Origin of the sequence: Pseudomonas sp. SJZ103, assembly GCF_007828335.1 — a bacterium.
GTDB lineage: Bacteria > Pseudomonadota > Gammaproteobacteria > Pseudomonadales > Pseudomonadaceae > Aquipseudomonas.
Window position 1 is genome coordinate 186,608 of the sequence record NZ_VIUN01000006.1, and the last position, 26,397, is coordinate 213,004.

General features: G+C 61.3%; 29 protein-coding genes and 1 other RNA gene. 21 read left to right on the forward strand and 9 right to left on the reverse strand.

Features of this window, described 5'->3' with window-relative positions:
* The first annotated feature begins 69 nt into the window (after positions 1-69).
* The 16 genes from ccoN (FBY10_RS15795) (at position 70) to hemN (ending at position 14,739) form a co-directional block, all read left to right on the forward strand.
* Positions 70-1,494 carry a cytochrome-c oxidase, cbb3-type subunit I gene (gene ccoN, locus FBY10_RS15795; protein ID WP_131699647.1) on the forward strand — a complete coding sequence of 475 codons (1,425 nt, stop codon included), beginning with the start codon at positions 70-72 and terminating at the stop codon, positions 1,492-1,494.
* Between the two features lie 10 nt (positions 1,495-1,504).
* Entirely contained in the window at positions 1,505-2,113 is a 609-nt protein-coding gene (gene ccoO, locus FBY10_RS15800; protein ID WP_090400253.1) for a cytochrome-c oxidase, cbb3-type subunit II, read from the forward strand.
* A gap of 3 nt (positions 2,114-2,116) precedes the next feature.
* Entirely contained in the window at positions 2,117-2,317 is a 201-nt protein-coding gene (locus tag FBY10_RS15805) for a cbb3-type cytochrome c oxidase subunit 3 (protein ID WP_145337008.1), read from the forward strand.
* Positions 2,314-3,261: a cytochrome-c oxidase, cbb3-type subunit III gene (ccoP, locus tag FBY10_RS15810; protein ID WP_131699649.1), complete on the forward strand. Its 948-nt coding sequence runs from the start codon at positions 2,314-2,316 to the stop codon at positions 3,259-3,261. The genes FBY10_RS15805 and ccoP (FBY10_RS15810) overlap by 4 nt, the downstream gene beginning before the upstream one ends.
* A gap of 350 nt (positions 3,262-3,611) precedes the next feature.
* Positions 3,612-5,054 carry a cytochrome-c oxidase, cbb3-type subunit I gene (gene ccoN / locus FBY10_RS15815; protein ID WP_131699650.1) on the forward strand — a complete coding sequence of 481 codons (1,443 nt, stop codon included), beginning with the start codon at positions 3,612-3,614 and terminating at the stop codon, positions 5,052-5,054.
* A complete protein-coding gene (gene ccoO / locus FBY10_RS15820) occupies positions 5,054-5,662 on the forward strand; it encodes a cytochrome-c oxidase, cbb3-type subunit II (RefSeq protein ID WP_003193167.1) in 609 nt (202 codons plus the stop codon). The genes ccoN (FBY10_RS15815) and ccoO (FBY10_RS15820) overlap by 1 nt, the downstream gene beginning before the upstream one ends.
* Before the next feature lie 6 nt (positions 5,663-5,668).
* Positions 5,669-5,854 carry a CcoQ/FixQ family Cbb3-type cytochrome c oxidase assembly chaperone gene (locus FBY10_RS15825; RefSeq protein WP_003193169.1) on the forward strand — a complete coding sequence of 62 codons (186 nt, stop codon included), beginning with the start codon at positions 5,669-5,671 and terminating at the stop codon, positions 5,852-5,854.
* Positions 5,851-6,828, forward strand: coding sequence for a cytochrome-c oxidase, cbb3-type subunit III (gene ccoP / locus FBY10_RS15830; protein ID WP_145337009.1), 978 nt, complete (start codon positions 5,851-5,853; stop codon positions 6,826-6,828). Before FBY10_RS15825 ends, ccoP (FBY10_RS15830) begins: the two co-directional genes overlap by 4 nt.
* A 176-nt stretch (positions 6,829-7,004) precedes the next feature.
* Positions 7,005-7,259, forward strand: coding sequence for a type II toxin-antitoxin system Phd/YefM family antitoxin (locus FBY10_RS15835; protein WP_027603731.1), 255 nt, complete (start codon positions 7,005-7,007; stop codon positions 7,257-7,259).
* Positions 7,259-7,669: a type II toxin-antitoxin system VapC family toxin gene (locus FBY10_RS15840; protein ID WP_053132925.1), complete on the forward strand. Its 411-nt coding sequence runs from the start codon at positions 7,259-7,261 to the stop codon at positions 7,667-7,669. Before FBY10_RS15835 ends, FBY10_RS15840 begins: the two co-directional genes overlap by 1 nt.
* A gap of 207 nt (positions 7,670-7,876) precedes the next feature.
* On the forward strand, positions 7,877-9,304 hold the full coding sequence (gene ccoG, locus FBY10_RS15845; RefSeq protein WP_131699652.1) for a cytochrome c oxidase accessory protein CcoG: 1,428 nt from the start codon (positions 7,877-7,879) through the stop codon (positions 9,302-9,304).
* Positions 9,305-9,338: 34 nt separating this feature from the next.
* Positions 9,339-9,878 (forward strand): FixH family protein, encoded by a 540-nt coding sequence (locus FBY10_RS15850; RefSeq protein ID WP_131699653.1) that lies wholly within the window; start codon positions 9,339-9,341, stop codon positions 9,876-9,878.
* 8 nt (positions 9,879-9,886) lie between these two features.
* On the forward strand, positions 9,887-12,337 hold the full coding sequence (locus tag FBY10_RS15855) for a heavy metal translocating P-type ATPase (RefSeq protein ID WP_145337010.1): 2,451 nt from the start codon (positions 9,887-9,889) through the stop codon (positions 12,335-12,337).
* Positions 12,338-12,359: 22 nt separating this feature from the next.
* Positions 12,360-12,578: a cbb3-type cytochrome oxidase assembly protein CcoS gene (ccoS, locus tag FBY10_RS15860; protein WP_053132914.1), complete on the forward strand. Its 219-nt coding sequence runs from the start codon at positions 12,360-12,362 to the stop codon at positions 12,576-12,578.
* The gene (locus FBY10_RS15865) at positions 12,571-13,254 is read left to right on the forward strand and encodes a sulfite exporter TauE/SafE family protein (RefSeq protein ID WP_131699655.1); all 684 of its coding nucleotides are present in this window, start codon (positions 12,571-12,573) and stop codon (positions 13,252-13,254) included. Before ccoS ends, FBY10_RS15865 begins: the two co-directional genes overlap by 8 nt.
* 102 nt (positions 13,255-13,356) lie before the next feature.
* The gene (gene hemN, locus FBY10_RS15870) at positions 13,357-14,739 is read left to right on the forward strand and encodes an oxygen-independent coproporphyrinogen III oxidase (protein WP_145337011.1); all 1,383 of its coding nucleotides are present in this window, start codon (positions 13,357-13,359) and stop codon (positions 14,737-14,739) included.
* Here the strand turns inward: hemN and FBY10_RS15875 are convergent, their stop codons facing one another.
* Positions 14,740-15,207, reverse strand: a complete 468-nt coding sequence (locus FBY10_RS15875) for a hypothetical protein (protein WP_145337012.1) — start codon at positions 15,205-15,207, stop codon at positions 14,740-14,742. It lies immediately after the preceding gene.
* A gap of 152 nt (positions 15,208-15,359) precedes the next feature.
* Between FBY10_RS15875 and fnr the strand changes: the two genes are divergently transcribed.
* Positions 15,360-16,094, forward strand: coding sequence for a fumarate/nitrate reduction transcriptional regulator Fnr (gene fnr, locus FBY10_RS15880; protein WP_131699658.1), 735 nt, complete (start codon positions 15,360-15,362; stop codon positions 16,092-16,094).
* 79 nt (positions 16,095-16,173) lie between these two features.
* The gene (locus FBY10_RS15885) at positions 16,174-16,722 is read left to right on the forward strand and encodes an adenine phosphoribosyltransferase (RefSeq protein WP_131699659.1); all 549 of its coding nucleotides are present in this window, start codon (positions 16,174-16,176) and stop codon (positions 16,720-16,722) included.
* 78 nt (positions 16,723-16,800) lie between these two features.
* On the opposite strand, the gene recR is transcribed toward FBY10_RS15885, so the two are convergent.
* The 4 genes from recR to dnaX all read right to left on the reverse strand — a co-directional run bounded on the left by recR (position 16,801) and on the right by dnaX (position 21,068).
* Positions 16,801-17,403, reverse strand: a complete 603-nt coding sequence (recR, locus tag FBY10_RS15890; RefSeq protein WP_145337013.1) for a recombination mediator RecR — start codon at positions 17,401-17,403, stop codon at positions 16,801-16,803.
* A 66-nt stretch (positions 17,404-17,469) separates the two neighbouring features.
* Positions 17,470-18,504 carry an NADP-dependent oxidoreductase gene (locus FBY10_RS15895; RefSeq protein ID WP_145337014.1) on the reverse strand — a complete coding sequence of 345 codons (1,035 nt, stop codon included), beginning with the start codon at positions 18,502-18,504 and terminating at the stop codon, positions 17,470-17,472.
* Between the two features lie 133 nt (positions 18,505-18,637).
* Positions 18,638-18,976, reverse strand: a complete 339-nt coding sequence (locus FBY10_RS15900) for a YbaB/EbfC family nucleoid-associated protein (protein ID WP_003193199.1) — start codon at positions 18,974-18,976, stop codon at positions 18,638-18,640.
* A gap of 43 nt (positions 18,977-19,019) precedes the next feature.
* Positions 19,020-21,068, reverse strand: coding sequence for a DNA polymerase III subunit gamma/tau (dnaX, locus tag FBY10_RS15905; RefSeq protein ID WP_131699661.1), 2,049 nt, complete (start codon positions 21,066-21,068; stop codon positions 19,020-19,022).
* Between the two features lie 133 nt (positions 21,069-21,201).
* Here dnaX and FBY10_RS15910 point away from each other — a divergent pair, with 133 nt between their 5' ends.
* Together FBY10_RS15910 and FBY10_RS15915 are read left to right on the forward strand one after the other, a co-directional pair.
* Positions 21,202-21,951: an ABC transporter substrate-binding protein gene (locus tag FBY10_RS15910; RefSeq protein ID WP_131699662.1), complete on the forward strand. Its 750-nt coding sequence runs from the start codon at positions 21,202-21,204 to the stop codon at positions 21,949-21,951.
* A 54-nt stretch (positions 21,952-22,005) separates the two neighbouring features.
* Positions 22,006-22,377, forward strand: coding sequence for a VOC family protein (locus FBY10_RS15915; RefSeq protein WP_131699663.1), 372 nt, complete (start codon positions 22,006-22,008; stop codon positions 22,375-22,377).
* Here the strand turns inward: FBY10_RS15915 and FBY10_RS15920 are convergent.
* Positions 22,291-23,250: a DMT family transporter gene (locus FBY10_RS15920; RefSeq protein ID WP_145337015.1), complete on the reverse strand. Its 960-nt coding sequence runs from the start codon at positions 23,248-23,250 to the stop codon at positions 22,291-22,293. The two genes, FBY10_RS15915 and FBY10_RS15920, sit on opposite strands and share 87 nt — an antisense overlap.
* 102 nt (positions 23,251-23,352) lie before the next feature.
* Here FBY10_RS15920 and FBY10_RS15925 point away from each other — a divergent pair, with 102 nt between their 5' ends.
* On the forward strand, positions 23,353-24,216 hold the full coding sequence (locus FBY10_RS15925; RefSeq protein ID WP_131699665.1) for a LysR family transcriptional regulator: 864 nt from the start codon (positions 23,353-23,355) through the stop codon (positions 24,214-24,216).
* 64 nt (positions 24,217-24,280) lie between these two features.
* Here the strand turns inward: FBY10_RS15925 and FBY10_RS15930 are convergent, their stop codons facing one another.
* The 3 genes from FBY10_RS15930 to ffs form a co-directional block, all read right to left on the reverse strand.
* Complete coding sequence (locus FBY10_RS15930; protein ID WP_145337016.1) at positions 24,281-24,871, reverse strand: hypothetical protein; 591 nt, start codon at positions 24,869-24,871, stop codon at positions 24,281-24,283.
* A 1-nt stretch (position 24,872) separates the two neighbouring features.
* Positions 24,873-25,919 (reverse strand): N-acetylmuramidase family protein, encoded by a 1,047-nt coding sequence (locus FBY10_RS15935; protein WP_065924756.1) that lies wholly within the window; start codon positions 25,917-25,919, stop codon positions 24,873-24,875.
* A 246-nt stretch (positions 25,920-26,165) separates the two neighbouring features.
* Positions 26,166-26,262, reverse strand: an RNA gene (gene ffs, locus FBY10_RS15940) — signal recognition particle sRNA small type.
* Positions 26,263-26,397 lie beyond the last annotated feature (135 nt).

Here is a 26,397-nt window from a genome sequence, read left to right on the forward strand (position 1 = left end):
CTATTCAGTCTGCCTATAACTCCAGCCCAAGTGCCGCATCTGCTTGGGTTGAACCGTGGATGGGGAACCATGAACACTACTTTAAGTACCGCCTATAACTACAAGGTGGTCCGCCAATTCGCCATTATGACGGTGGTGTGGGGCATCGTCGGCATGGGGCTCGGGGTTTTTCTCGCCGCCCAATTGGTTTGGCCCGCGCTCAACTTCGACTTGCCCTGGACCAGCTTCGGCCGCCTGCGCCCACTGCACACCAACGCGGTGATCTTCGCGTTCGGTGGCTGTGCGCTGTTCGCCAGCTCCTTCTACTCGGTGCAGCGTACCTGCCAAACCCAGCTGTTCGCGCCGAAAATCGCCGCGTTCTGCTTCTGGGGCTGGCAGTTGGTCATTCTTTTGGCCGCAATCACCTTGCCGCTGGGTTACACCAGCTCCAAGGAATACGCCGAGCTGGAATGGCCGATCGATATACTGATCACCATCGTCTGGGTGGCCTACGCCATTGTGTTCTTTGGCACCGTGGCCAAGCGCACCACCAAGCACATCTACGTCGGTAACTGGTTCTTCGGTGCGTTCATCATCACCGTGGCGATCCTGCATATCGTCAACAACCTGGAAATCCCGGTCAGCCTGACCAAGTCCTACTCGCTGTATGGCGGTGCGACGGATGCCATGGTGCAGTGGTGGTATGGACATAACGCGGTAGGCTTTTTCCTCACCGCCGGTTTCCTCGGGATGATGTACTACTTCGTGCCGAAACAGGCCGAGCGTCCGGTGTATTCCTATCGCCTGTCCATCGTGCACTTCTGGGCACTGATCACCCTGTACATCTGGGCCGGTCCTCACCACCTGCACTACACCGCGCTGCCGGACTGGGCACAGTCGCTGGGCATGGTGATGTCGCTGGTACTGCTGGCTCCGAGCTGGGGCGGCATGATCAACGGCATGATGACCCTGTCGGGCGCCTGGCATAAGTTGCGCAGCGACCCGATCCTGCGCTTCCTCGTGGTGTCCCTGGCGTTCTACGGCATGTCGACCTTCGAAGGGCCGATGATGGCGATCAAGACCGTCAACTCGCTGTCCCACTACACCGACTGGACCATCGGCCACGTACACGCCGGCGCCCTCGGCTGGGTAGCGATGATCTCCATCGGCGCGCTGTACCACATGATCCCGAAAGTCTTCGGTCGCGAGCAGATGTACAGCCTCGGCCTGATCAACGCGCACTTCTGGCTGGCCACCATCGGCACCGTGCTCTACATCGCTTCGATGTGGGTCAACGGCATCGCCCAGGGCCTGATGTGGCGTGCGATCAACGACGACGGCACCTTGACCTACTCCTTCGTCGAAACCCTGGTGGCCAGCCACCCAGGCTTCATCGTGCGGTTGGTGGGCGGTGCGGTGTTCCTCAGCGGCATGTTGCTGATGGCTTACAACACATGGCGCACCGTGCGCTCGGCACAACCTGTCGAAGCCGCCCCTGTCGCGCAGATGGCCTGAGGAGTCAGTGATGAAACACGAAACGATTGAAAAAAACGTCGGCCTGCTGATGCTGCTCATGGTGCTCGCCGTGAGCATCGGCGGCCTGACCCAGATCGTCCCGCTGTTCTTCCAGGACGTGACCAACAAGCCGGTCGAAGGCATGAAGCCCTACACCGCGCTGCAACTGGAAGGCCGCGACATCTACATCCGTGAAGGCTGCGTACAGTGCCACTCGCAGATGATCCGTCCGTTCCGCGCCGAGACCGAGCGCTACGGCCACTACTCGGTCGCCGGTGAAAGCGTGTGGGACCACCCGTTCCTGTGGGGCTCCAAGCGTACCGGGCCAGACCTGGCACGCGTCGGCGCACGCTACTCGGACGACTGGCACCGCGCGCACTTGTACAACCCGCGCAACGTAGTGCCTGAGTCGAAAATGCCGGCCTACCCATGGTTGGTCACGGCTGCGGTCGACAACAGCCACACCGAGACCAAGTTGAAAGTGATGCGCACCCTCGGCGTGCCGTACACCGACGACGACATCAGTGCCGCCGTGGCCAGCCTCAAGGGCAAGACCGAAATGGACGCGCTGGTTTCGTACCTGCAAGTACTCGGCACTGCCATCAAGAGCAAGAGGTGAGCCATGGGATTTGAATTCGATGCGGGCACCATCCGCGGCCTCGGCACGCTGGTGGTCGCCATCGCCTTTATCGGCCTGTCGCTGTGGGTATTCAACAACCGGCGCAACGCGGAATTCGAGGAAGCGCGCCTGCTGCCCTTCGCCGATGAACCTTCGCCATCCGACGCTCACCAAGAGCCTGCAACAAGGAGCAACCGGCCATGACTACCTTCTGGAGTACATGGATCTGCGTACTGACCATCGGCAGCCTGATCGGCCTGACCTGGCTGTTGTTCGCCACCCGCAAGGGCGAGACCAAGGGCAGTGTCGACCAGACCATGGGCCACGCCTTCGACGGTATCGAGGAATACGACAACCCCCTGCCCCAGTGGTGGTTCATGTTGTTCGCCGGCACCCTGGTGTTTGCCGTCGGCTACCTGATCCTCTACCCGGGCCTGGGCAACTGGAAAGGCGTGTTGCCGGGCTATGAAAACGGCTGGACATCGGCCAAGGAGTGGGACAAGGAGATGGCCAAGGCCGACACCAAGTTCGGGCCGATCTTCGCCAAATTCTCAGCCATGCCCGTGGCAGAAGTCGCCAAAGACCCGCAAGCGCTGAAAATGGGCGGCCGCCTGTTCGCCTCCAACTGCGCGGTGTGCCACGGCTCGGATGCCAAGGGCGCATTCGGCTTTCCAAACCTGGCTGACAACATCTGGCGTTGGGGCGGTTCGGCCGAAGCGATCAAGACCACCATCATGAACGGTCGCCACGCGGCGATGCCGGCCTGGGGTGAGATACTGGGCGACGAGGGCGTGAAAAACGTCGCGGCCTATGTGCGTCACGATATCGCCAAGTTGCCATTGCCGGCCGACAGCACTGCCGACCTGGCTGCCGGCCAAGCCGCGTTCAACACCACCTGCGTGGCCTGCCACGGTCCACAAGGCCACGGCATGGAAGCCATGGGCGCGCCGAACCTGACCCTGCCTGCCGGTTACATCTACGGCACCAGCCTCGCGCAGTTGCAGCAGACCATTCGCCACGGCCGCCAAGGCCAGATGCCAGCGCAGGAAGCGCTGCAGGGCAATGACAAAGTGCACCTGCTCGCCGCCTACGTTTACAGCCTGTCCCATAACGCTGATGGTGCAACGCCAGAAAGCCCCGCTCAGTAACACCTGACTGCCGCCCCAATTTGGGGCGGCAGCTCTACCGCGCTACGCGACCAAGTGTCGCACCCTTCCAAAGCACACCTTTCCCCTCCTGCCATTCGGGTCTACGCTTGCTTGCACAGCGGACCGATCCTGGCGTACGCGACGACAGTCGTTGCGAACCCCAAAATTTCTTGTCCACTTGATCAGCTTTCGATTTCGGATTTTATCCTTACGCCAAACATGGAAAGGGCGCAGAATCTGGCGTGGAACGCATTGACACAGGTCAGCCTTGCGTTGCAATGGCCCCTTGCTTTCTACATACTTGCGGCCGAATTTTACCTATAAAAAAACCTAAACCGTGGAACCTTAGAATGAGCACAGCAATCAGTCCGACTGCTTATAACTATAAGGTAGTCCGCCAGTTCGCCATCATGACGGTGGTCTGGGGGATCCTTGGCATGGGGCTCGGGGTGTTCATCGCCTCGCAACTGGTTTGGCCGGAATTGAATTTCGGCTTGCCATGGACAACCTTCGGCCGCCTGCGCCCGCTGCACACCAACCTGGTGATTTTCGCCTTCGGCGGATGTGCATTGTTTGCCACCTCCTACTATGTCGTGCAGCGAACCTGCCAGACGCGACTCATCTCCGACAGCCTTGCAGCCTTCACCTTCTGGGGTTGGCAAGCGGTCATCGTCGGCGCCATCGTCACCTTGCCGCTGGGCTACACCACCACCAAGGAATACGCCGAGCTGGAATGGCCGATCGCGATTTTGCTCGCCATCGTCTGGGTGACCTACGCGGTGGTGTTCTTCGGCACCATCGTCAAGCGCAACACCAAACACATCTACGTGGGTAACTGGTTCTACGGTGCCTTCATCCTGGTGACGGCGATGCTGCACATCGTCAACCATGCCTCGTTGCCGGTCAGCCTGTTCAAGTCCTACTCGGCCTACGCCGGGGCAACGGACGCGATGATCCAGTGGTGGTACGGCCACAACGCGGTGGGTTTCTTCCTCACCACCGGTTTCCTGGGGATGATGTACTACTTCGTGCCGAAACAGGCCGAACGTCCTATTTACTCCTACCGCCTGTCCATCGTGCACTTCTGGGCGCTGATCACCCTCTACATCTGGGCCGGTCCTCACCACCTGCACTACACCGCGCTGCCGGACTGGGCGCAGTCCCTGGGCATGGCGATGTCGATCATCCTGCTGGCCCCGAGCTGGGGCGGCATGATCAACGGCATGATGACGCTGTCGGGGGCCTGGCATAAGCTGCGCACCGATCCGATCCTGCGCTTCCTCGTGGTGTCCCTGGCGTTCTACGGCATGTCGACCTTCGAAGGGCCGATGATGGCGATCAAGACCGTCAACTCGCTGTCCCACTACACCGACTGGACCATCGGCCACGTACACGCCGGCGCCCTCGGCTGGGTAGCGATGATCTCCATCGGCGCGCTGTACCACATGATCCCCAAACTGTTCGGCCGCGTGCAGATGCACAGCGTCGGGCTGATCAACGCGCACTTCTGGCTGGCCACTATCGGTACCGTGCTCTACATCGCCTCGATGTGGGTTAACGGCATCACCCAGGGCCTGATGTGGCGTGCAATCAACGATGACGGCACCCTCACCTACTCCTTTGTCGAAGCGCTGCAAGCCAGCCACCCTGGCTTCATCGTCCGCGCCATTGGTGGTGCGTTCTTTGCCAGCGGCATGCTGTTAATGGCCTACAACGTCTGGCGCACCGTGCGTGCCTCGGACCCGGCAGAAGCCGAAGCCGCCGCCAAGATCGCCGTTGTGGGAGCCCACTGATGAAGCATGAAGTAGTCGAGAAGAATATCGGCCTGCTGGCCTTCTTCATGGTCATCGCCGTGAGCATCGGCGGACTGACCCAGATCGTTCCGCTGTTTTTCCAGGACGTGACCAACAAGCCGGTCGAAGGCATGAAGCCGCGCACCGCCCTTGAACTGGAAGGCCGCGACGTCTACATCGCCAACGGTTGTGTCGGCTGCCACTCGCAGATGATCCGCCCGTTCCGCGCCGAAACCGAACGCTACGGCCACTACTCGGTCGCCGGTGAAAGCGTGTGGGACCACCCGTTCCTGTGGGGTTCCAAGCGCACCGGCCCGGACCTGGCGCGTGTTGGCGGGCGTTACTCCGATGACTGGCAGCGTGCGCACCTGTACAACCCGCGCAACGTGGTGCCTGAGTCGAAAATGCCGGCGTACCCGTTCCTCGTGGAAAACAAGCTCGACGGCAAGGACACCGCGAAGAAGATGGAAGTCTTGCGCACCCTGGGCGTGCCCTACACCGACGAAGACATCGCCGGTGCAGCCGCAGCCGTGAAGGGCAAGACCGAAATGGACGCATTGGTGGCCTACCTGCAAGGCCTGGGCACCATCATCAAAAGCAAACGGTGATTCTTCATGGATATCGGGATGATTCGAGGCCTGGGCACCGTTGTGGTGATGGTGGCCTTTATTGGCCTGGCGCTGTGGGTGTTCAGTCCCCGGCGCAAGTCGGAGTTTGACGACGCGACCATGTTGCCCTTTGCGGATGATCCCGAAGCCATCAAGCACGTCGAGCAAGCTTCTAGGAGTAACAAAGAATGACTACGTTCTGGAGTCTGTACGTCACAGTCCTGAGCCTGGGTACCATCTTCGCCTTGACCTGGCTGCTGCTGTCGACCCGCAAGGGCCAGCGCGCCGAGCAGACCGACGAGACCGTCGGCCACTCGTTCGACGGCATCGAGGAGTATGACAACCCGCTGCCCAAATGGTGGTTCATGCTGTTCGTCGGCACCATCATCTTCGCCCTTGGCTACCTGGTGCTGTACCCCGGCCTGGGCAATTGGAAAGGCCTGCTGCCGGGCTACAACTACCTCGACAACGACAAGCAAACCCCGTTCGCCAACGGCCAGACCGGCTGGACCGGCGTGCACGAATGGGAAAAGGAAATGGCCAGGTCGGACGCCAAGTTCGGGCCGATCTTCGCCAAATTTGCGTCGATGCCGATTGAAGACGTCGCCAAGGACCCGCAAGCCTTGAAGATGGGCGGTCGTCTGTTCGCCTCCAACTGCTCGGTGTGCCACGGCTCCGACGCCAAGGGCGCCTACGGTTTCCCCAACTTGACCGACGCCGATTGGCGCTGGGGTGGCGAGCCTGCCACCATCAAGGAAACCATCATGAAAGGTCGCCATGCGGTCATGCCGGCCTGGCTGGACATCCTCAAGGAGCAAGGCGTCAGCGACGTTGCCGCGTTCGTCGTCACCAACCTCGACAGCCGCAAGCTGCCGGAAGGCGTCAAGGCTGATGTAGCCAACGGCGAAAAACTCTTCGCCGCCAACTGCGTGGCTTGCCACGGCCCGGCCGGCAAAGGCACTCCCGCCATGGGCGCGCCAGACCTGACACACCCGGGTGCATTCATCTACGGTTCGAGCTTCGCCCAACTGCAACAGACCATCCGTTGGGGTCGCCAGGGCCAGATGCCTGCGCAGGAACAACTGCAAGGCAACGACAAGGTGCACTTGCTCGCGGCGTATGTTTACAGCTTGTCCCATGGGGATAAGAAGGCTGACGAGCAGTAAGGCTCTCGGAAACAAAAGAGCCCCGCCCAGCGAAAGCTGGCGGGGCTTTTTCGTTTCCAATGCAGCGACAGCTCGCATGGGAAAAGCACGTTGACCGCTTGTAGCTTTAAGCTTGTGGCTAGCAAAGGTGAAGTAGTAACGTAACTACATTCAGCCCACTCCAGGGGAGGCGCACCATGACTTTCACCACCATTTCCAGCCGCGAATTCAATCAAGACACAAGCGGTGCCAAAAAAGCCGCTCGCCAAGGCCCGGTTTTTATCACCGATCGCGGCAAGCCTGCCCATGTACTGCTAAGCATTGAGGACTATCAAAAGCTGACAGGTCTCAATGCCAACATCGTTGACCTGCTGGTGATGCCGGAAGCGGCCGATATCGACTTTGAAACCGAACGTGCCGTGATCACTCATCGACCCGTGGACCTCTCTTGATGTATCTACTCGACACCAACGTAATCTCTGAACTGCGTAAACCCCAGGCTGATGCGAACGTGGTCGCCTGGGCCAAAAGTGTCATCGCACCGCGTATGTTTATCTCGGCAATCACCCTTAAAGAATTGGAAACCGGGGTCTTGCGCATTGAGCGGCGAGACCCGGCTCAGGGGAAGGTGTTGCGAACCTGGCTCAAGCGTCATGTGATGCCGGCCTTTGATGCCAGAATCCTACCCGTCGATGCTGCAGTCGCGTTGCGTTGCGCACACTTGCATGTGCCGGACCGTGCCAATGAAAGTGATGCATTAATTGCCGCGACCGCGCTGGTGCATGGGCTCACGGTTGTCACGCGCAACGTCAGCGACTTCAAATCCAGCGGTGTTCCACTGATCAATCCTTGGGACGAATGACCGCCTCCCCCACAAAAACCGTCCATACTTCACAAGTCAATTGATCCAGATCACGTACACCATCAATTGATTTCCCCCAATGCGACCAAAGGTCGCACCCTTTGAGCGCCAGCGGGGGCGTATCATTACGCCACTGCAACACCCTTAATTTGACCCCGGTTGGCACGTACTGGCCGAGGCAAATCTCCACCGCCGTGGGATGCAATGATGACCAACCAGATACCGGTACATGACGTTACCCCGCCTGCCAAAATCTCGAATAGCCCTGAAGGTAAGAGCGTCGACCTCTACGCGTCGCGAGAGAAAATCTACACCCGTGCCTTCACCGGCCTGTTCCGCAACCTGCGCATGCTCGGCGGCGCCGGCCTGTTCCTGCTCTACTTCGGCACGGTGTGGCTGAACTGGGGTGGCCACCAGGCGGTATGGTGGAACCTGCCGGAACGTAAATTCTTTATTTTTGGCGCGACCTTCTGGCCCCAGGATTTCATCCTGCTTTCGGGCATCCTGATCGTCTCGGCGTTTGGCCTGTTCTTTATCACTGTGTACGCCGGCCGCGTGTGGTGCGGTTATACCTGCCCGCAAAGCGTGTGGACGTGGATCTTCATGTGGTGCGAGAAGGTCACCGAAGGTGATCGCAACCAGCGCATCAAGCTGGACAAGGCGCCGATGGGAGCCAACAAGTTCCTGCGCAAATTCAGCAAGCACACGCTGTGGCTGCTGATCGGCTTTGCCACCGGCATGACCTTCGTCGGCTACTTCTCGCCGATCCGCGAGTTGGTGTTCGACTTCTTCACCGGCCAGGCCGATGGCTGGTCGTATTTCTGGGTCGGCTTCTTCACCCTCGCCACCTATGGCAACGCCGGCTGGCTGCGCGAACAGGTGTGCATCTACATGTGCCCGTACGCACGCTTCCAGAGCGTGATGTTCGACAAGGACACCCTGATCGTCTCCTACGATCCACGCCGTGGCGAAGTGCGTGGCCCGCGTAAAAAAGGTGCCGATTACAAGGCCCAGGGCCTGGGCGACTGCATCGACTGTACGATGTGCGTACAGGTATGCCCCACCGGTATCGACATCCGCGACGGCCTGCAAATCGAGTGCATCGGTTGCGCCGCCTGTATCGACGCCTGCGATAACATCATGGACAAGATGGAGTACCCGCGCGGCCTGATCAGCTACACCACCGAGCACAACCTATCAGGGCAGAAAACCCACAAGTTGCGCCCACGCCTGATCGGTTATGCCTTGGTGTTGCTGACGATGATGAGCCTGTTGGCCGGGGCGTTCTTCATGCGTTCGCTGGTGGGCTTCGACGTGAGCAAGGACCGCGTGCTGTACCGCGAAAACGCCGAAGGGCGCATCGAAAACGTCTACAGCCTGAAGATCATGAACAAAGACCAGCGCGACCACACCTACGTGCTCGACGCCGCCGGCCTGCCCGACCTCAAGCTGCAAGGCCGACGTGAAATCAAAGTGGCGGCCGGCGACATCGTCAGCATGCCGGTGGAACTGTCGAGTTCGCCCGAGCAACTGCCGTCGAGTACCAACGAGGTGACGTTCATCCTCAAGGATGCCGATGACACCAGCATCCATATTGAAGCCAAGAGCCGATTCATCGGCCCCCAGGTTCGTTAATAAATAGAAAGCTTCGTTAATAGAGAGCAGAACAATGCCCCAAGCCACTGCCGCAAGCCCTTGGTACAAGCACCTCTGGCCCTGGATCATCATTGGGATTCTGGCCTGCTCGGTGACCTTGACCTTGTCCATGGTGACCATCGCGGTGAACAACCCGGACAACCTGGTCAACGACAACTACTACGAGGCCGGCAAAGGCATCAACCGCTCCCTGGACCGCGAACGGCTTGCCCAGACCCTGCAACTGCGCGCCAAGCTGCACCTGGATGAGCTGACCGGTGAAGTCGAGTTGCAACTCACCGGCTACAGCAACCCGAACACCCTGGAACTGAACCTTATTTCCCCGACCCAGCCAGAGAAGGATCGCAAGATCAACCTGACCCGCAGCGACAGCGAACCGGGCCGCTACATCGGCCAGGTCACCGACAAGGTCGAAGGCCGTCGCTTCGTGGAATTGCTGGGCGTGGAAGGCGACAAGACCTGGCGCCTGTTCGAGGAAGAAGAAGTCAGCCACGACAAGGACTTGCTGCTGGGTGATGAACCGTTGCAGGGTGCTGAAGACCTGAAAAAATAGCAGCGCCCATGACCAGCCCAACCCCCTGCTACCACTGCGCCCTGCCCGTCCCGTCCGGCAGTCGGTTCACCGCCGTTATCCTCGGCGAGCGCCGCGAGCTGTGCTGCCCCGGCTGCCAGGCCGTGGCCGAAGCGATTGTGGCCGGTGGGCTGGAAAGCTATTACCAGCACCGCAGCGAAGCCTCGGCCAACCCCGAGACGCTGCCGGTGCAACTGGTGGACGAACTGGCGCTGTATGACCGCGCCGACGTGCAAAAACCCTTCGTGCACCACGAAGGCGACCTCGCCGAAACCACCCTGTTGATGGAAGGCATCAGTTGCGCCGCCTGTGGCTGGCTGATCGAAAAACACCTGCGCAGCCTGCCCGCCGTGGCCGAGGCGCGGCTGAACCTGTCCAACCATCGCCTGCAGGTGCGCTGGGCCGACGGGCAATTGCCGTTGAGCCAGGTGCTCAGTGAACTGCGCCATATCGGCTACGCCGCGCACCCGTATCAAGCCGACCGTGCGGCCGAACAACTGGCCAGCGAAAACCGCCTGGCCCTGCGCCAACTGGGGGTCGCCGGGCTGCTGTGGTTCCAGGCGATGATGGCGACCATGGCCACCTGGCCGGAATTCAATATCGACCTGAGCCCCGAACTGCATGTGATCCTGCGCTGGGTGGCGATGTTTCTGACAACGCCCATCGTGTTCTACAGCTGTGCGCCGTTCTTCAAGGGCGCCATGCGCGACGTGCGTACGCGTCACCTGACCATGGACGTGTCGGTGTCCCTGGCCATCGGCGGGGCTTATCTGGCCGGCATCTGGACCGCGATCACCGGCGTGGGCGAGTTGTATTTCGATGCGGTGGGCATGTTTGCGCTGTTCCTGCTGGCCGGTCGCTACCTGGAGCGCCGTGCCCGGGAGCGCACGGCCGCCGCCACCGCGCAGTTGGTCAACCTGCTGCCCGCCTCATGCCTGCGCCTCAAAGGTGACGGCCAGAGCGAACGTATTCTTTTGAGCGAACTGGCACTGGGCGACCGCGTGCTGGTGCATCCGGGCGCGGTGCTGCCGGCAGATGGGGTGATCCTCGATGGCCGGTCCAGCATCGATGAGTCGCTGCTCACCGGTGAGTACCTGCCGCTGCCGCGCCAAACCGGCGACGCCGTCACCGCCGGCACGCTGAACGTCGAAGGCGCGCTGACCGTCGAAGTGCGCGCCTTGGGCCACGAGACCCGCCTGTCCGCCATCGTGCGCCTGCTGGAACGGGCCCAGGCCGAGAAGCCGCGCCTGGCGCAGATCGCCGACCGCGCCGCGCAGTGGTTCCTGTTGTGTTCGCTGATTGCCGCGGCAGTGATTGGCCTGCTGTGGTGGGAGCTGGATTCATCGCGGGCGTTCTGGATTGTACTGGCGATGCTGGTCGCGACCTGCCCGTGTGCGTTGTCCCTGGCCACGCCGACCGCCCTCACCGCCGCCACCGGCACCCTGCACAAGCTCGGGCTATTGCTGACCCGTGGCCATGTGCTCGAAGGCCTGAACCAGATCGACACGGTGATTTTCGACAAGACCGGCACCCTCACCGAAGGCCGCCTGGCGCTGAAAGCGATCAGACCCCTGACCGCACTGAACAGCGACGAGTGCCTGGGCCTCGCCGCCGCCCTGGAAAACCGCTCCGAACACCCGATTGCCCGCGCCTTCGGCCGTGCGCCGCTGGCCGCTGACGAGGTGCTCAGCTCCCCCGGCCTCGGCCTGGAAGGACGTGTCGGCAAACGCCAGTTGCGCATCGGCCAGCCGGGGTTTGTCTGCGCACTCAGTGGTTGCCCGATTCCTGCCTCTCCGGAGGATGACGGCCAATGGCTGCTGCTGGGCGACGGCGATGGCGCCCTTGCCTGGTTCGTCCTCGACGACCGCCTGCGCAGCGATGCCCCGGCCCTGCTGGCCGCCTGCAAGGCGCGCGGTTGGCGTACGCTGCTGCTGTCGGGGGACAGTTCGCCGATGGTCGCCAGCGTCGCCGCTGAACTGGGCATCGATGAAGCCCACGGCGGCCTGCGCCCCGACGACAAGCTGCACGTGCTGCAACAATTGCACAAGGAAGGCCGCAAGGTGCTGATGCTCGGCGACGGCGTCAACGATGTTCCGGTGCTGGCCGCCGCCGATATCAGCGTGGCCATGGGCTCGGCCACCGACCTGGCCAAGACCAGCGCCGATGCGGTGCTGCTGTCCAACCGCCTCGACGCGCTGGTACAGGCCTTTACCCTGGCACGACGCACCCGCCGGGTGATCATTGAAAACCTGCTGTGGGCCGGGCTGTACAATGGCCTTATGCTGCCATTTGCCGCCCTCGGTTGGATCACCCCGATCTGGGCGGCGATCGGCATGTCCCTCAGTTCGTTGACCGTGGTGCTCAACGCCCTGCGCCTGACTCGCGTGCCGAGTGCGCAGGCCACAAGCGCCCCTTTGATAACCCGCCCGCTGCCGGCTTGAGCCGCGCGGGCATGGAGTGCAGATGCCAGCTTTATACGTGATGATTCCGGCGGCGCTGCTGTTAGTGGGCGTGGCCATCTACATCTTCTTCTGGGCCGTGGACAGCGGCCAGTACGACGACCTCGACGGCCCGGCCCACAGCGTGCTGTTCGACGACCAGGACCCGAACCACCTCGCGGCCGTCGACGAAGCCAACGGCCCCGAGCAACCGCCCACGCCCAAAGACCCACCCCATGCTTGAGCTGGCGCCGCTGCTGGTCTCTGCTCTGATCCTGGGCCTGCTGGGCGGCGGCCATTGCCTGGGCATGTGCGGCGGGCTGATGGGCGCGCTGACCCTGGCGATTCCCAAGGAACAACGCAGCCGCCGATTCCGCCTGCTGCTGGCGTACAACCTGGGACGTATCCTCAGCTATGCCACTGCGGGGTTATTGATCGGCCTGGCGGGCTGGGCCGTGGCCAACAGCCCGGCGGCCCTGTTCATGCGCGTGCTCGCCGGGTTGCTGTTGATCTGCATGGGGCTGTACCTGGCCGGTTGGTGGAGCGGCCTCACCCGTATCGAAAGCCTCGGGCGCGGCCTGTGGCGCTACATACAGCCCGTCGCCAACCGTTTGCTGCCGGTGTCCAGCCTGCCCCGCGCGCTGCTGCTGGGCGCGCTGTGGGGGTGGTTGCCGTGCGGGCTGGTGTACAGCACCCTGCTGTGGGCCGCCAGCCAGGGTAATGCGCTCGACAGTGCGTTGCTGATGTTGGCTTTTGGCTTAGGCACCTGGCCGGTACTGTTGGCGACCGGGTTGGCGGCCGAACGCGTGACCGCGTTATTGCGCAAGCGCAGCGTGCGTATGGCCGGTGGCCTGCTGGTGATTATTTTCGGTATCTGGACCCTACCAGGTCCGCATCAGCACTGGCTAATGGGCCACTAAAAGGCCATGTGGCATAGCGCCGCTCCCCGTTGACGCAAATCAAGATGCCATATCGGCCACGCCCCTAGACTCGGCCCACTAGCCTATCCGGGGAATGCCCGCATGCTCGACGCCATTCGTTGGGACCAACATCTGATTCAACGCTACGACCTGGCGGGACCGCGCTACACGTCCTACCCCACCGCCGTACAATTCGACAGCCAGGTCGGCACCTTCGACCTGCTCCACGCCCTGCGCGAAAGCCGCAAGGCCACGCGACCGTTGTCGCTGTATGTGCATGTGCCGTTCTGCGCGAATATTTGCTACTACTGCGCGTGCAACAAGGTGATCACCAAAGACCGTGGCCGCGCCCAAGCCTACCTGCAACGCCTGGAGCAGGAGATTCAGTTGGTGGCCTGCCACCTCGACCCGAAACAATCAGTCGAGCAATTGCACTTCGGCGGCGGCACCCCGACCTTTCTCAGCCACGACGAACTGCGCCAGGTCATGGGCAGCCTGCGCCAGCACTTCAATCTGCTCGACGGTGACTCCGGCGACTACAGCATCGAGATCGACCCCCGCGAAGCCGACTGGGCGACCATGGGCCTGCTGCGTGAACTGGGCTTCAACCGTGTGAGCATCGGCCTGCAAGACCTCGACCCGGACGTGCAGCGGGCGGTCAACCGCCTGCAAAGCCTGGAAGAAACCCGCGCGGTGATCGACGCCGCGCGCACCCTGCAGTTTCGCTCGATCAATATCGACCTGATCTACGGCCTGCCCAAGCAGACGCCGATCAACTTCGCGCGCACCGTGGAGGAAGTGATCAAGCTGCAACCGGACCGCCTGTCGGTGTTCAACTACGCGCATTTGCCGGAACGCTTCATGCCCCAACGACGGATCAACAGCGAGGAGTTGCCGTCGCCGGAATCCAAACTGCTGATGCTGCAAACCACCATCGAGCAACTGACCCAGGCCGGATACCGCTACATCGGCATGGATCACTTCGCCCTGCCGGACGACGAACTCGCCATTGCCCAGGAAGAAGGCACGCTGCAACGTAACTTCCAGGGCTACACCACCCACGGCCATTGCGACCTGATCGGGCTCGGCGTGTCAGCCATCAGCCAGATCGGCGACCTGTATTGCCAGAACAGCAGTGACCTGAACGGCTATCAGAACGCCCTGGCCAGCGCCCAACTGGCCACCAGCCGCGGCTTGATCTGCACCACCGACGACCGCTTGCGCCGGGAAGTGATCCAGCAGTTGATCTGCACGTTCAGCCTGGCATTCGAGCAGATCGAACAGGCGTTCAATATTGATTTTCGTGGGTACTTCGACGAAGTCTGGCCGCAACTTGAGACCATGGCGCAAGACGGCCTGATCGAACTGGATACGCAGAGCATCAAGGTTCTGCCAGCTGGGCGGCTGCTGGTGCGTTCGGTGTGCATGGTGTTCGATGCCTATCTGGAGCACCAGAACCGGCAACGATTTTCACGGGTGATCTAGTTACATCGACAACGAAGCGGCTTTGAGCGCGTCATCGGCGCTCATGGTCTTCATCGCTTTGGCCAGAGAGATCTGGGCCGTCATCAAACCTGCCTGCAACGAACTGATCGCGCCTTGCACATTGGCGGTCTTGGCCCGGGCCTGTTCCGGGGTCAAGCTTTTGTCAGCCGCGATCGCCTGAAGCTCAGCCATTTTCTCGGCGATCTGCTGTTTCAGCTTACGGATCATTTTCAGCACGTCCTTGACGTTATTGTCCAGGCCGCTGTCGTCGATATCGGCATTCGCGCTTTTGGGCGCCGCAGCCGCCTTGAACGCTGCGGCGGAAATAGTCACCGTAACCCCTTCATTCACCTTGGCCTCAGGCACCGGCGCGGTCACGGGCAGTTTTTCCTCGGTCTCGGCAGCGGGCTTCAAGTCCTGCACACTGGGTACACGGATGGCAGGGTTGTAAGCCGCGACAACAGACATGATCCAAGCTCCGAATGGTAGATGTGCAGCTTGTATCGGCATCGGTACAAAAAGCTTTATACCGTTGCCTGTTTTTTGTACAGACTGGCTTCACTGCCCCCCAGTGCGGTACCCTTACGTCTTATGTGTGTTTTCCCACAAGGATCTAAGAAATGTCCGAGCCAGTCAAACTGCGCGCTAACAGCCAGGCTCACTGCAAGGATTGCAGCCTGGCCCCCCTCTGCCTGCCACTTTCGCTGAATCTGGAAGACATGGAAGCGTTGGACGAGATCGTTAAACGTGGTCGCCCGCTCAAGAAAGGCGAGTTTCTGTTTCGCCAGGGCGACAAGTTCGATTCCGTCTATGCAGTACGTTCGGGCGCGCTGAAGACCTTCAGCCTGAGCGACGGCGGCGAAGAGCAAATCACCGGTTTCCACCTGCCCAGCGAGCTGGTCGGGTTGTCGGGCATGGACACCGAGATTCACCCGGTGTCGGCCCAGGCCCTGGAAACCACGTCGGTGTGCGAAATCCCCTTCGAGCGCCTGGACGAACTGGCCCTGCAACTGCCACAACTGCGCCGTCAGTTGATGCGCGTGATGAGCCGCGAGATCCGTGACGACCAGCAGATGATGTTGCTGCTGTCGAAGAAAACCGCCGACGAGCGCATCGCCACCTTCCTGGTCAACCTGTCAGCACGTTTCCGCGCCCGTGGTTTCTCGGCCAACCAGTTCCGTCTGAGCATGTCGCGCAACGAAATCGGCAATTACCTGGGCCTGGCGGTGGAAACCGTGTCCCGTGTGTTTACCCGTTTCCAGCAGAGCGAACTGCTCGCCGCCGAAGGCAAGGAAGTGCACATCCTCGATCCGATCCAACTGTGTGCGCTGGCAGGCGGTTCGCTGGAAGGCTGACGCAGACACTTGCGGCCGCGCCAATCGGCGAGGCCGCAGGTATACTTCGAGTCCGTTTTCCGCCCTGGACTCTTCGACGATGACCTTCGATTCGTTCGACATCAAATCCCTGATCCGCCCCGTCATCGACTTCCCCAAGCCTGGGGTGATCTTTCGTGACATCACACCGCTGTTCCAATCGCCCAAGGCCCTGCGCCTGGTGGCTGACACCTTTGCCCATCGCTACGTCGAGGCTGATTTCAGCCATATCGGCGCAATGGATGCACGAGGCTTCCTGATCGGCTCGATCATCGCCTACCAACTGAACAAGCCGCTGATCCTGTTCCGTAAGCAGGGCAAGCTACCGGCTGACGTGCTGGCCGAGGGTTACCAGACCGAATACGGTGAGGCCTTCCTCGAAGTGCATGCCGACAGCCTGTGCGAGGGTGATTCAGTGCTGATGTTCGATGACCTGATCGCCACGGGCGGTACCCTGATCGCGGCGGCGAACCTGGTGCGGCGCATGGGGGCGAAGGTTTTTGAAGCGGCGGCGATCATTGACCTGCCGGAGCTGGGTGGCTCGCAGCGCCTGGAAGATATGGGGATTCCGACGTTTTGCCTGACCCGCTTTGCCCTCACCGAGCGATAACGGTTGCCTGGACTGACGCTATCAGGGGCAAGTGAAATCGCCGCACCGCCCCTCCCACATTTGATCCTGCGGTGATCGTTAGAGCGCGATCGGTTTACGACCGGCAAACGAATGCGCCAACGTGCCGCCGTCCACCAACTCCAACTCGCCACCCAGCGGCACGCCATGGGCGATGCGCGAAGTGACCAGGCCTTTGTTGCTCAGCAGTTGAGCGATGTAATGCGCGGTGGCTTCACCTTCCACGGTCGGGTTGGTGGCCAGGATCACCTCGGTAAAGGCGCCCTGTTCTTCAATACGAGCCACCAACTGCGGAATGCCGATGGCCTCCGGCCCCAGGCCATCGAGCGGCGAGAGGTGGCCCTTGAGCACAAAGTAGCGCCCGCGATAACCGGTCTGCTCCACCGCGTACACATCCATCGGCCCTTCCACCACACACAGCAGCGTGTCGTCGCGGCGCGGGTCGGCGCATTGCGGGCAGAGTTCTTCTTCGGTGAGGGTACGACACTGGCGGCAGTGGCCCACCCCGGTCATGGCCTGGCTCAGGGCCTGGGCCAACCGGGTACCGCCGCTGCGATCACGCTCCAGCAGTTGCAGCGCCATGCGTTGGGCGGTTTTCTGGCCGACACCCGGCAATGTGCGCAGGGCGTCGATCAGTTGGCGAATCAAGGGGCTGAAGCTCATGGGCGAATGGTCCGACAAAACAACGAGACGCGGTTTATACCCGCGCCCCGGATTAGCGTCAAATGCTCAATCCTGCGCGACCCGCACCACCGACTTGCCGAAGTTGCGCCCTTCCAGCAAACCGATAAAGGCTTCGGGCGCCTGCTCCAGGCCCTCGACCACGTCTTCACGGAACTTGATCTTGCCGTCGCGTACCCACGGTGCCATGGCGCTGAGGAACTCCGGCTGACGATCACCGTAGTCGTCAAACACGATAAAGCCCTGGATCCGTACACGCTTGGTCAACAACGTGCGTTGCAGCGCCGGCAAGCGGTCAGGCCCGCTGGGGGCTTCATGGGCGTTATAGCCGGCGATCAACCCGCACAGGGGGATGCGCGCCTTGGGATTGAGCAGCGGCAGCACGGCGTCGAACACCTTGCCACCGACGTTTTCGAAGTAAATGTCCACGCCCTTGAAGCAGGCCTGGGCCAAGTCTTCGGCAAACGTTGCGCTCTTATGGTCTATGCAGGCATCAAAGCCTAATTCCTCCACCACGTAGCGGCACTTGTCGGCACCGCCCGCAATCCCGACCACACGCAGGCCCTTGAGCTTGGCCACCTGGCCGACCACCGAACCCACGGCGCCGGACGCTGCGGCCACCACCAGGGTTTCCCCGGCTTTTGGCTGGCCGATGTCCATCAGGCCCATGTAGGCGGTCATGCCAGGCATGCCCAGTACCCCCAAGGCCATGGACGGGCTGGCCAGGCCATTGGGCACCGGAATCAGGTTGCGGCCGTCGGAAATGCTGTGGCTTTGCCAACCGGTGGCGCCGACGACCAGGTCACCCACCTCGAATTTCGGATTACGTGATTGCTCGACACGGCTGACAGCCCCGCCGGTCATCACCTCGTCGATTTCCACGGGCGCGGCGTACGACGGTGCGTCGCTCATGCGACCGCGCATATAAGGGTCGAGGGAGAGATAGAGCGTTTTCAGCAGGACCTGGCCGTCTGCCAACTCCGGCAAGGTCACCCGTTCCAGGCGGAAGTTTTCCGGGGTGGGGGCGCCTTGGGGGCGTGAGACCAGGACAATGCGCTGGTTCAAAGTCGGTTCGTGAGGCATGAAGGGGCTCCTTTATCGAATCTATCGGTATAGGGTGCAGACCATGGGTGCCGCGCCAGGGTTCGATTGGATTGGCACAAACAAAAATGCCAGGCACAAGGCCTGGCATTGGAGTCTAGCTAAAGACCGCCGATTAGAACGGCAGCTTCATGCCCGGCGGCAGTTGCATGCCGGCGGTCACGCCGGACATTTTGTCCTGGCTGTTGGCTTCAATCTTGCGCACGGCGTCGTTGACGGCTGCAGCGAACAGCGCCTCGAGCATTTCCAGGTCATCTTCGCCCACGCCTGGCAATACGCTTGGGTCAATGCTCACGCGCTTGATGTCGTGACGACCGGTCATCACCACACTGACCATATCGCCACCGGCTTTACCGGTGACTTCGGCGTTGGCCAGTTCTTCCTGCATCTTGGCCATCTTTTCCTGCATCTGCTGTGCCTGCTTCATCAGGCCGGCCATGCCACCTTTCATCATGGGAATCACCTCAAAAGTACGTGGATCAATTAATAGCCCGGTGTCAGGACGCCTGGGGCACCGGGGCTTCGACAGGTTCAATTGTATCTTGGCGAACGACCGCACCGAACTGCTGCATCATTTGCTGGATGAGCGGATCGCCGTGGATCGAGTCCTCAGCCTCACGCTGGCGGTTGATACGCCGACGGGTGGCGGCCTGGGCCGGGGTTTCCTGCTCGGGCTTGATCAACTCGATGGTGATGGTCAGCGTGCGCCCATGGTACTGGTTCAGGGCATCGTTGAGGCGCCGCTGCTGGGTCGCGTTGAACAGGGCGCTGTGGGCCGGGTCCAGGTGCAACAGCCAGTGGTCGCCGTCAATGGCGATCAGGGTGCAGTTGGCGGCGATGCTGCCGGTCATGCCGGAAATCGGCAGTTTCGGGAACAGCTCCAGCCATTGCAGGGCCAGGCCGGTGGCCGGCGCCGCAGCGGGCTCTGCCTCGGGTTCCGGGGCTGGCTCGGCAGTGTGCTCGCTGGCCAGGTCGTCCAGGTAGCTGTAGGCCGAATCCATGTCCGGCTCGATGTAATCTTCGTCCAGCGGCGGTTCGTCGTCGAGGTCGATGCCCGGGATTGCGGCTTCGACCTGGGCGACGGTCGGCTCGGGAACCGGCGCTGAAACCCACTCAGGGGCGGCCGGCACCACGCTGTCCGGCGTCGGTGCAGGCATCGGCGTCAGCTCAGGCTGCTCACCGGCGGTTTCCAGTACCGGCTCGACATAGGGCTGCTGTTCGACCTCGACCTCAGCGTCTACCGGGTCATTCCAGGGCAGGTCGACCACAGGCTCGGGCTCGACAACCGGTTCCGGCTCGACCACTGCTGCCGCCACCACCGGTGCCGGCTCAGGCGCCGGTGCAACGGGGGCAGCAACCACTGGCGCGACCACCGCCGCGCCAGCCACTGGTTTGGCGGAATCAACTGTGGCCTGGCTGATCCCCACTGGCTTTAGCGGCTGTCTCGGCGCATCGGCCGAATCCGCCGGTCGGAACGCCAGCATCCGCAGCAGGACCATCTCGAAGCCTCCGCGCGGGTCCGGTGCCAAAGGCAAGTCGCGACGACCGATCAGGCCCATCTGGTAGTAGAACTGCACGTCTTCGGCCGGCAACGCCTGGGCAAGGGCCAACACGCGGTCGCGGTCGCCATGGCCGTTGTCGACACCTTCCGGCAACGCCTGGGCGATAGCGACGCGGTGCAGCACGTTGAGGATTTCCGAAAGCACGCCGTTCCAGTCGGGGCCTTGCTCCGACAGGTGGCGCACGGCCTCGAGCAACGCCTTGGCATCGCCCTCGATCAGCGCGTGCAGCACGTCGAACACCTGCCCGTGGTCGAGGGTACCGAGCATGGCGCGCACGTCGGCGGCCATGACCTTGCCTTCACCAAAGGCAATGGCCTGGTCGGTGAGGCTCATGGCATCGCGCATCGAACCATCGGCGGCGCGGCCCAGCAGCCAAAGTGCGTCATCTTCGAACGGTACGTTCTCGACGCCCAGCACGTGGGTCAAATGCTCCACCACGCGCTCAGGGGTCATGTTTTTCAGGGAGAACTGCAGGCACCGCGACAGGATCGTTGCAGGAAGTTTCTGCGGATCGGTGGTGGCCAGGATGAATTTAACGTAGGGCGGCGGCTCTTCCAGGGTTTTCAACAAGGCGTTGAAGGAATGGCTGGAGAGCATGTGCACTTCGTCGATCAGGTAGACCTTGAAGCGGCCACGGCTGGGCGCGTACTGCACGTTGTCGAGCAGCTCGCGGGTGTCTTCGACCTTGGTGCGGCTCGCGGCGTCGATCTCGATCAGGTCGACGAAACGCCCTTCATCGATCTCGCGGCACACCGAGCAGGTGCCGCAGGGCGTCGAAGTGATACCGGTTTCACAGTTCAGGCATTTGGCGATGATGCGCGCAATGGTGGTCTTGCCCACCCCCCGAGTACCGGTGAACAGGTAGGCGTGGTGCAGCCGCTGGCTGTCCAAGGCATTGATCAGAGCCTTGAGCACATGGGTCTGGCCGACCATTTCGCGGAACGAGCGCGGACGCCATTTACGTGCAAGAACCTGATAACTCATCGAAAACCGTCGCAACTGGGAAGCGGAAGCCGGTAATGCTAGCGGAGCAAGGGGGAAATTGCATCCGGCACGCTCGCCTAATCTGACTAAGCTCTGCTGATTGGCCCCAAAAAGGCCTTAACCCGGAGAGTGTATGCGTGTAGTCCTGGGCGCTTTATGGATGATGACCACGGCTTGCCTGGCGGCGCCTGCACCGCTGCGTTTCTCGGTTTCCGACAGTTGGGCGATGCCCATGGTGCAACTGGACGAGGGGCGGCCCACCCAGGGCATTCTGTATGACTTGATGTTGAGCCTGGCCACCCAGGTCGGCCGTCCGGCACAGTTCCATGTACTGGCCCGGGCACGTATCTCGACGGCCATGGAGCATGGCGATATTGATGTGCGCTGTTATGTCACCCAGGCCTGGCTCAACAACCTGTCCGGCGACTACACCTGGAGCATCCCGTTGATGGTGCAGCGAAACGTGCTGGTGAGTAGCCACATTCCCACGCAGCCGGTGCAAGTGACCAGACTGGCACCTCAATCGATCGGCACCGTGCTCAATTATCGCTACGCCATCCTCGACCCGCTGTTTGCCAGCGGCCAACTCTCCCGCGACGACGCACGCAGCGAAGAGCAGGTGCTGTACAAGCTGGTGGCCGGACGCTTCAAGTTTGCGGTGAGCAACGAATGGATCCTGGATCGTTTCAACCAGCGTATGCCAACCGGCACAAAACTGCATAAGGTCGCCGTGATCGATGAACAACGCGTGGGCTGCGCCGTGCGCAATGATCCGAACGTGCCGGTGCAGCAGATCCTGCGCACCTTGCTGCGCATGAAGATGTCCGGCGAAGTCGATGAAATCATCAAGCTGTACACCGGTGAGACTCCTGACAAGAACTGACAATGACGCCTTATAGACTCGGCGCCCTCACCCACCCGTTCTCAAGGAGCCCACATGAACACCGTCGCCCATTACTTCCTGCTGTACGTCGACAGCCCGGCCACCAGTGCCAACTTCTATAGCCGCCTGCTGGGCAAGCCACCGGTCGAATTGAACCCGACCTTTGCCCTGTTCATTCTCGACAACGGCGTAAAGCTCGGGCTGTGGTCGCGCCATACCGTCGAGCCGGCAGCCCAGCTCACAGGCGGGGGCGGTGAAGTGGGCTTCTCGCTGCCCGATACGGCCGCCGTGGACGCGCTGCACGACCAATGGGCAGAACGGGGCGCCGTCATTATCCAGTCACCGACGAGCCTGGACTTCGGCTACACCTTCGTCGCCCAGGACCTCGATGGCCACCGCCTGCGCGCGTTTTGCCTGAACGACTGACCGCCAGCGCCCCTCCAGGCTGATGGCCGCCACGCTGGCCAGCACGATCACAGCCCCCAGCATCACCTGCAAGGCAATGTGTTCGCCCAGCAACGTCGCGGCCATCACCATCGCCACCGGCGGGATCAGGTACATCGCCACCGACGCGCGACTGACTTCAACATGCTTCAACACATAACCCCAGGCCAGGTACGCCAGGGCGCTGGGGAAGATGCCGAGCACCAGCACCGCCAGGTTCTCCGGCAACGGCGCCTGCAGCACCGCCGCAGGCAGGCCCGGCAGGTTCACACACAACATCAGCGTGCCCGCCCACACCATGTAGCACGCCATGGTCAGTGGGCTGTAACGGTGGGCATAGTGTTTCTGGAGGGCGAAATACACGCTCCACGACACCGCCGCCAGCAGGATCAACGCGCCACGCGGGTCGATGTCACCCACGCCCTGATCGCCCCAGATCACCACCAGCACGCCGAGCAGGCCCAGCAACACGCAGCCCCAGCGCCAGGCGCTGACCCGCTCCTTCAAGCAGAAAAACGCGATCAGCACACTGAACAACGGCGCTGACTGCGCCAGAACACTGGACGCCGCCGCAGTCACCCATTGCTGTTCGTAGTTGATCGCGGTGTGATGCAGGAACACGCCGAAAAACCCCAGTACCAGTAACCAGGGCACATCACGCAAGCGCGGCCGGCCGATGCCCATCACCAGCGCCACGACGCCCATGAACACCGAGGCGATCAAAAACCGTAGCAATGCCAACTGGCCGGGACTGTAGCTGTGCAACCCCATGTGCACGCCAATCGGCGAATAGGCCCAACACAGGATGACGCTGGCGATGACTAGCGTAAGCTTTACGGGTGAAGGGGTATTCATCGACGGCGTCCAGAAACTGAGAAGGTGTGCCGTCAGTCTTGGCCCGGGTAAGGCGCAGGACAATTAACCGTTTCTGACTTCTGCAATCACTGGAACTGAGCAATGGAACTGGCCCAACTGAAAATGGTGCGAGCCGTGGCGCAAACCGGCAGCGTGGCCCAGGCCGCGGCGCAATTGCACTGCGTACCGTCCAACATCACCACGCGCATCAAGCAGCTGGAGGGAGAACTGGGCACACCGCTATTCATCCGCGCCGGGCGTGGGCTGGCCATCAGTGCTGCCGGTGAGATTTTCCTGGATTACTGCGAACGCATCCTGGCGCTGGTGGATGAGTCAAAACGCGCCGTGGACGCCAACGCCATTCCCCGTGGCACCTTGCGTATCGGCGCGGTGGAGTCCAGCGCCAGCGGACGCTTGCCGCCACTGCTGGCGGAGTATCACCGGCGCTACCCCGATGTCAGCCTGGAACTGGTGACCGGCGCCTGGGGCCAACTGCTCGACGACCTGCAACACCATCGCCTGGATGTGGCGCTGGTGGCCGCCGGCAACAAGCGCACCAGGCTCGAACACAGCGTGGTCTACAGCGAACGCCTGGTGCTGATCGCCAGCGCGTCCAGTGACCCCATCAGTGGCGCCGAGGACCTCGCCGGGCGCACTTTGCTGGTCTGGCCACCCGGCTGCCCATATCGCGCGGCACTGGAAAACTGGGTCAAGCCCCATGACTTCAAGCCAACCATCGCCAGCTATGCCAGTTGGGGCACGATCATCGGCTGCGTCAGCGCTGGGATTGGCGTGGCGCTGGCGCCGGAAGGCATCCTCGCCCGCTATGAGCAGGCCAACCAGCTGGCGTCTTATCGATTTGAAGAACTGGCGGCCGTGGATAACCTGCTGTTCTGGCACAAGGACACCCAGCGACATCTGGCCAGGGATGCATTTGCCGAGCTGTTGCGGGAGACTTTTGGCTGACACAAATCAAAAAGGTGGAACGGACTTGTCCCCTCCCACCTTTCGTTTTCAAGCAACTGCGCAATCAGCCTTCCGGAGCAGCCAACCTTGCGTACTGATCCTGACTGATCCAGCCGCTGAACGAGCGGTCGTCGGCATTGATGAACTCGACCTGGGCCCAACCGTCCTTGAAGGCCAGCACACCGACCACATCGCGCTTGACGATATACGGACGCTTGGCGGGCTTGGCGCCTGGGGTCTTCAGCAGGTAAGCCTTGTCGGCGGATACCGTCACCAGGCCGATCCATTTTTTGCTGGCGGTCTGGGTCAGGTCCAGGCCGGTGGCAATCTCCGGCATCAGCACGTTCATGCACCCAGGGTGCTGGCGGCCCTCTTCCACCGTCAGGGTCACGCCATCGGACGAAGGCGCCAGGCTGCCGGGATGAGCCTCATCGAGCCAAGTGGTGAGCGCCTCAGGTTTGCCTTGCAGGTAAAACGCGCAACGGCGGGTGACGCCCTCGCCCATGGCTTCAGAATAGAACCCTTCAACCCGATGTTCGGGCGTCACTGCCAGCATCAGCCCTTCGTACTTGCCCGAATGCAACGCAGCCGAACCGGCCAAGGCAGGGCCCACGGCGCACAACGACAACACACCTATCGCTAGAAAACGGATCATCCTATTTTTTCCCTTCAAGTTTTTCGTAGGCTTTTTGCATCAGGACGTCGTAGTTGCCGTAGTCCTCGCCGTTATAATTACGCGCCATGCCGGTAAAATCCTTGGCTTTCATGGCTTTCATCAAGGCCGGGCTCTTGCTGCAAAAACCGAGGAACGCTTTTAGTTGGTTGCCGGCATTCACTTTTAATGCTGCCGAAAACTCAAACACCGTCTTGTAGCCGCACGATGCAAAGTTGAAGCCCATGATCTGGAACATACCCCACGACGCCGACATGAGTGCCGCTTCCTGGTCCAGGGCAAATGCGGTGGCCATGGTTTCCCAAGCCTTGGCCTGATCCTTGTTATTGGCCTGCCACTGCGGCCCGGCTTTTTTCTTGTAGGGGTAGGACAACAGCGGGTGCGCCTGGTCGTAGATGTGCTTGGTGTACTTGCGAAACAAGTGCCCTTCAAACGCGATCACCGGCAACTTGGCCGGGCCGAACCCCGAACGCCCACCTGATTCCACAGTGGCGAAGGCCTTGATGATATTCACCGAAATACCGCTCCCCAACTGCGTGGCGGCGTTCTGGAAGTCCGTTTCGCTGAGGGTCATACCCCCGTCGCACGTGGCCTGGAGCATCAATTGCCGGTTACGCCGCTCGGCCTCGATCATCGCGCGCATGCGGTCCAGGTACACATTGACCGTGGCCTGCACCGCATCGCCCTGGTTGTTGCCAAATGCATTGAGAAAACTCGGTATGCGCATCGTCGGGAAGGCCTTCACCGGCACCTTCACCGCTTCCTCGATCAGGCTGTTGAACGTGCGACCGGTGGGGTCGACCACGCCATCGGGATGGGCATACTTGAGGTGGCGAAACTGGTATTGGCTGATGCACTGCACCAACTGGCCATCGCACTTGCCGTTTTCAGCCAACGGGAAACCCATCTTGGGAATGATCAGATTGAATAAATACTGGATGCACTGCACATCGGCGGGCAAGTTGCGGGCTTTACCCGGCGCACCTACCGAAGCACTGATAAGACGAGGTAACCCTTGCAGGCTTTTCAATACAGACATCCTTGTTAGTTAAAGAAGTGATAGCACTTCAATATCAAATCAGCACCACTGTCATATTCTGAAACAAGTGGCCGGCGGAAACTAACAAGGCGGTTTGGGGTTGTCCAGAGGGGTGTTGGAAAGTTGTGAAGCAGCCGTCATCGACCGCGCAATAAAACATCGGCAGTTGACTGAAAATAAGTAATTTGGATTTGAATCGAAGGGGGGGGACTGCTGGGAAGAGCGTTATGGAGGCAACCCCACCAGCCACACCCCGGCACACAATGTTCCCGCTGTGGCTGCTGCCTTCCGGCTCTGACCAGGTTCACGGGTAATCGTTGCGGGGGGACCGATGGGGTCACCATAACGACGCTGGCCTCTCGGCAAGCGGGGCCATTGTACCGATCTCATCGGAAGTTACAACCGTTGGTGACGGATTAAAAATATGAAGGGGTTCAAGCACTTGCCATGCCATCGGCTTCCCCTTCCT

Excerpts from the sequence above, each read along its gene's own strand:
- ccoN (WP_131699647.1), top strand. The coding sequence starts at position 70 with ATGAACACTACTTTAAGTACCGCCTATAACTACAAGGTGGTCCGCCAA.
- ccoO (WP_090400253.1), top strand. The coding sequence starts at position 1,505 with ATGAAACACGAAACGATTGAAAAAAACGTCGGCCTGCTGATGCTGCTC.
- FBY10_RS15805 (WP_145337008.1), top strand. The coding sequence starts at position 2,117 with ATGGGATTTGAATTCGATGCGGGCACCATCCGCGGCCTCGGCACGCTG.
- ccoP (WP_131699649.1), top strand. The coding sequence starts at position 2,314 with ATGACTACCTTCTGGAGTACATGGATCTGCGTACTGACCATCGGCAGC.
- ccoN (WP_131699650.1), top strand. The coding sequence starts at position 3,612 with ATGAGCACAGCAATCAGTCCGACTGCTTATAACTATAAGGTAGTCCGC.
- ccoO (WP_003193167.1), top strand. The coding sequence starts at position 5,054 with ATGAAGCATGAAGTAGTCGAGAAGAATATCGGCCTGCTGGCCTTCTTC.
- FBY10_RS15825 (WP_003193169.1), top strand. The coding sequence starts at position 5,669 with ATGGATATCGGGATGATTCGAGGCCTGGGCACCGTTGTGGTGATGGTG.
- ccoP (WP_145337009.1), top strand. The coding sequence starts at position 5,851 with ATGACTACGTTCTGGAGTCTGTACGTCACAGTCCTGAGCCTGGGTACC.
- FBY10_RS15835 (WP_027603731.1), top strand. The coding sequence starts at position 7,005 with ATGACTTTCACCACCATTTCCAGCCGCGAATTCAATCAAGACACAAGC.
- FBY10_RS15840 (WP_053132925.1), top strand. The coding sequence starts at position 7,259 with ATGTATCTACTCGACACCAACGTAATCTCTGAACTGCGTAAACCCCAG.
- ccoG (WP_131699652.1), top strand. The coding sequence starts at position 7,877 with ATGACCAACCAGATACCGGTACATGACGTTACCCCGCCTGCCAAAATC.
- FBY10_RS15850 (WP_131699653.1), top strand. The coding sequence starts at position 9,339 with ATGCCCCAAGCCACTGCCGCAAGCCCTTGGTACAAGCACCTCTGGCCC.
- FBY10_RS15855 (WP_145337010.1), top strand. The coding sequence starts at position 9,887 with ATGACCAGCCCAACCCCCTGCTACCACTGCGCCCTGCCCGTCCCGTCC.
- ccoS (WP_053132914.1), top strand. The coding sequence starts at position 12,360 with ATGCCAGCTTTATACGTGATGATTCCGGCGGCGCTGCTGTTAGTGGGC.
- FBY10_RS15865 (WP_131699655.1), top strand. The coding sequence starts at position 12,571 with ATGCTTGAGCTGGCGCCGCTGCTGGTCTCTGCTCTGATCCTGGGCCTG.
- hemN (WP_145337011.1), top strand. The coding sequence starts at position 13,357 with ATGCTCGACGCCATTCGTTGGGACCAACATCTGATTCAACGCTACGAC.
- FBY10_RS15875 (WP_145337012.1), bottom strand. The coding sequence starts at position 15,207 with ATGTCTGTTGTCGCGGCTTACAACCCTGCCATCCGTGTACCCAGTGTG.
- fnr (WP_131699658.1), top strand. The coding sequence starts at position 15,360 with ATGTCCGAGCCAGTCAAACTGCGCGCTAACAGCCAGGCTCACTGCAAG.
- FBY10_RS15885 (WP_131699659.1), top strand. The coding sequence starts at position 16,174 with ATGACCTTCGATTCGTTCGACATCAAATCCCTGATCCGCCCCGTCATC.
- recR (WP_145337013.1), bottom strand. The coding sequence starts at position 17,403 with ATGAGCTTCAGCCCCTTGATTCGCCAACTGATCGACGCCCTGCGCACA.
- FBY10_RS15895 (WP_145337014.1), bottom strand. The coding sequence starts at position 18,504 with ATGCCTCACGAACCGACTTTGAACCAGCGCATTGTCCTGGTCTCACGC.
- FBY10_RS15900 (WP_003193199.1), bottom strand. The coding sequence starts at position 18,976 with ATGATGAAAGGTGGCATGGCCGGCCTGATGAAGCAGGCACAGCAGATG.
- dnaX (WP_131699661.1), bottom strand. The coding sequence starts at position 21,068 with ATGAGTTATCAGGTTCTTGCACGTAAATGGCGTCCGCGCTCGTTCCGC.
- FBY10_RS15910 (WP_131699662.1), top strand. The coding sequence starts at position 21,202 with ATGCGTGTAGTCCTGGGCGCTTTATGGATGATGACCACGGCTTGCCTG.
- FBY10_RS15915 (WP_131699663.1), top strand. The coding sequence starts at position 22,006 with ATGAACACCGTCGCCCATTACTTCCTGCTGTACGTCGACAGCCCGGCC.
- FBY10_RS15920 (WP_145337015.1), bottom strand. The coding sequence starts at position 23,250 with ATGAATACCCCTTCACCCGTAAAGCTTACGCTAGTCATCGCCAGCGTC.
- FBY10_RS15925 (WP_131699665.1), top strand. The coding sequence starts at position 23,353 with ATGGAACTGGCCCAACTGAAAATGGTGCGAGCCGTGGCGCAAACCGGC.
- FBY10_RS15930 (WP_145337016.1), bottom strand. The coding sequence starts at position 24,871 with ATGATCCGTTTTCTAGCGATAGGTGTGTTGTCGTTGTGCGCCGTGGGC.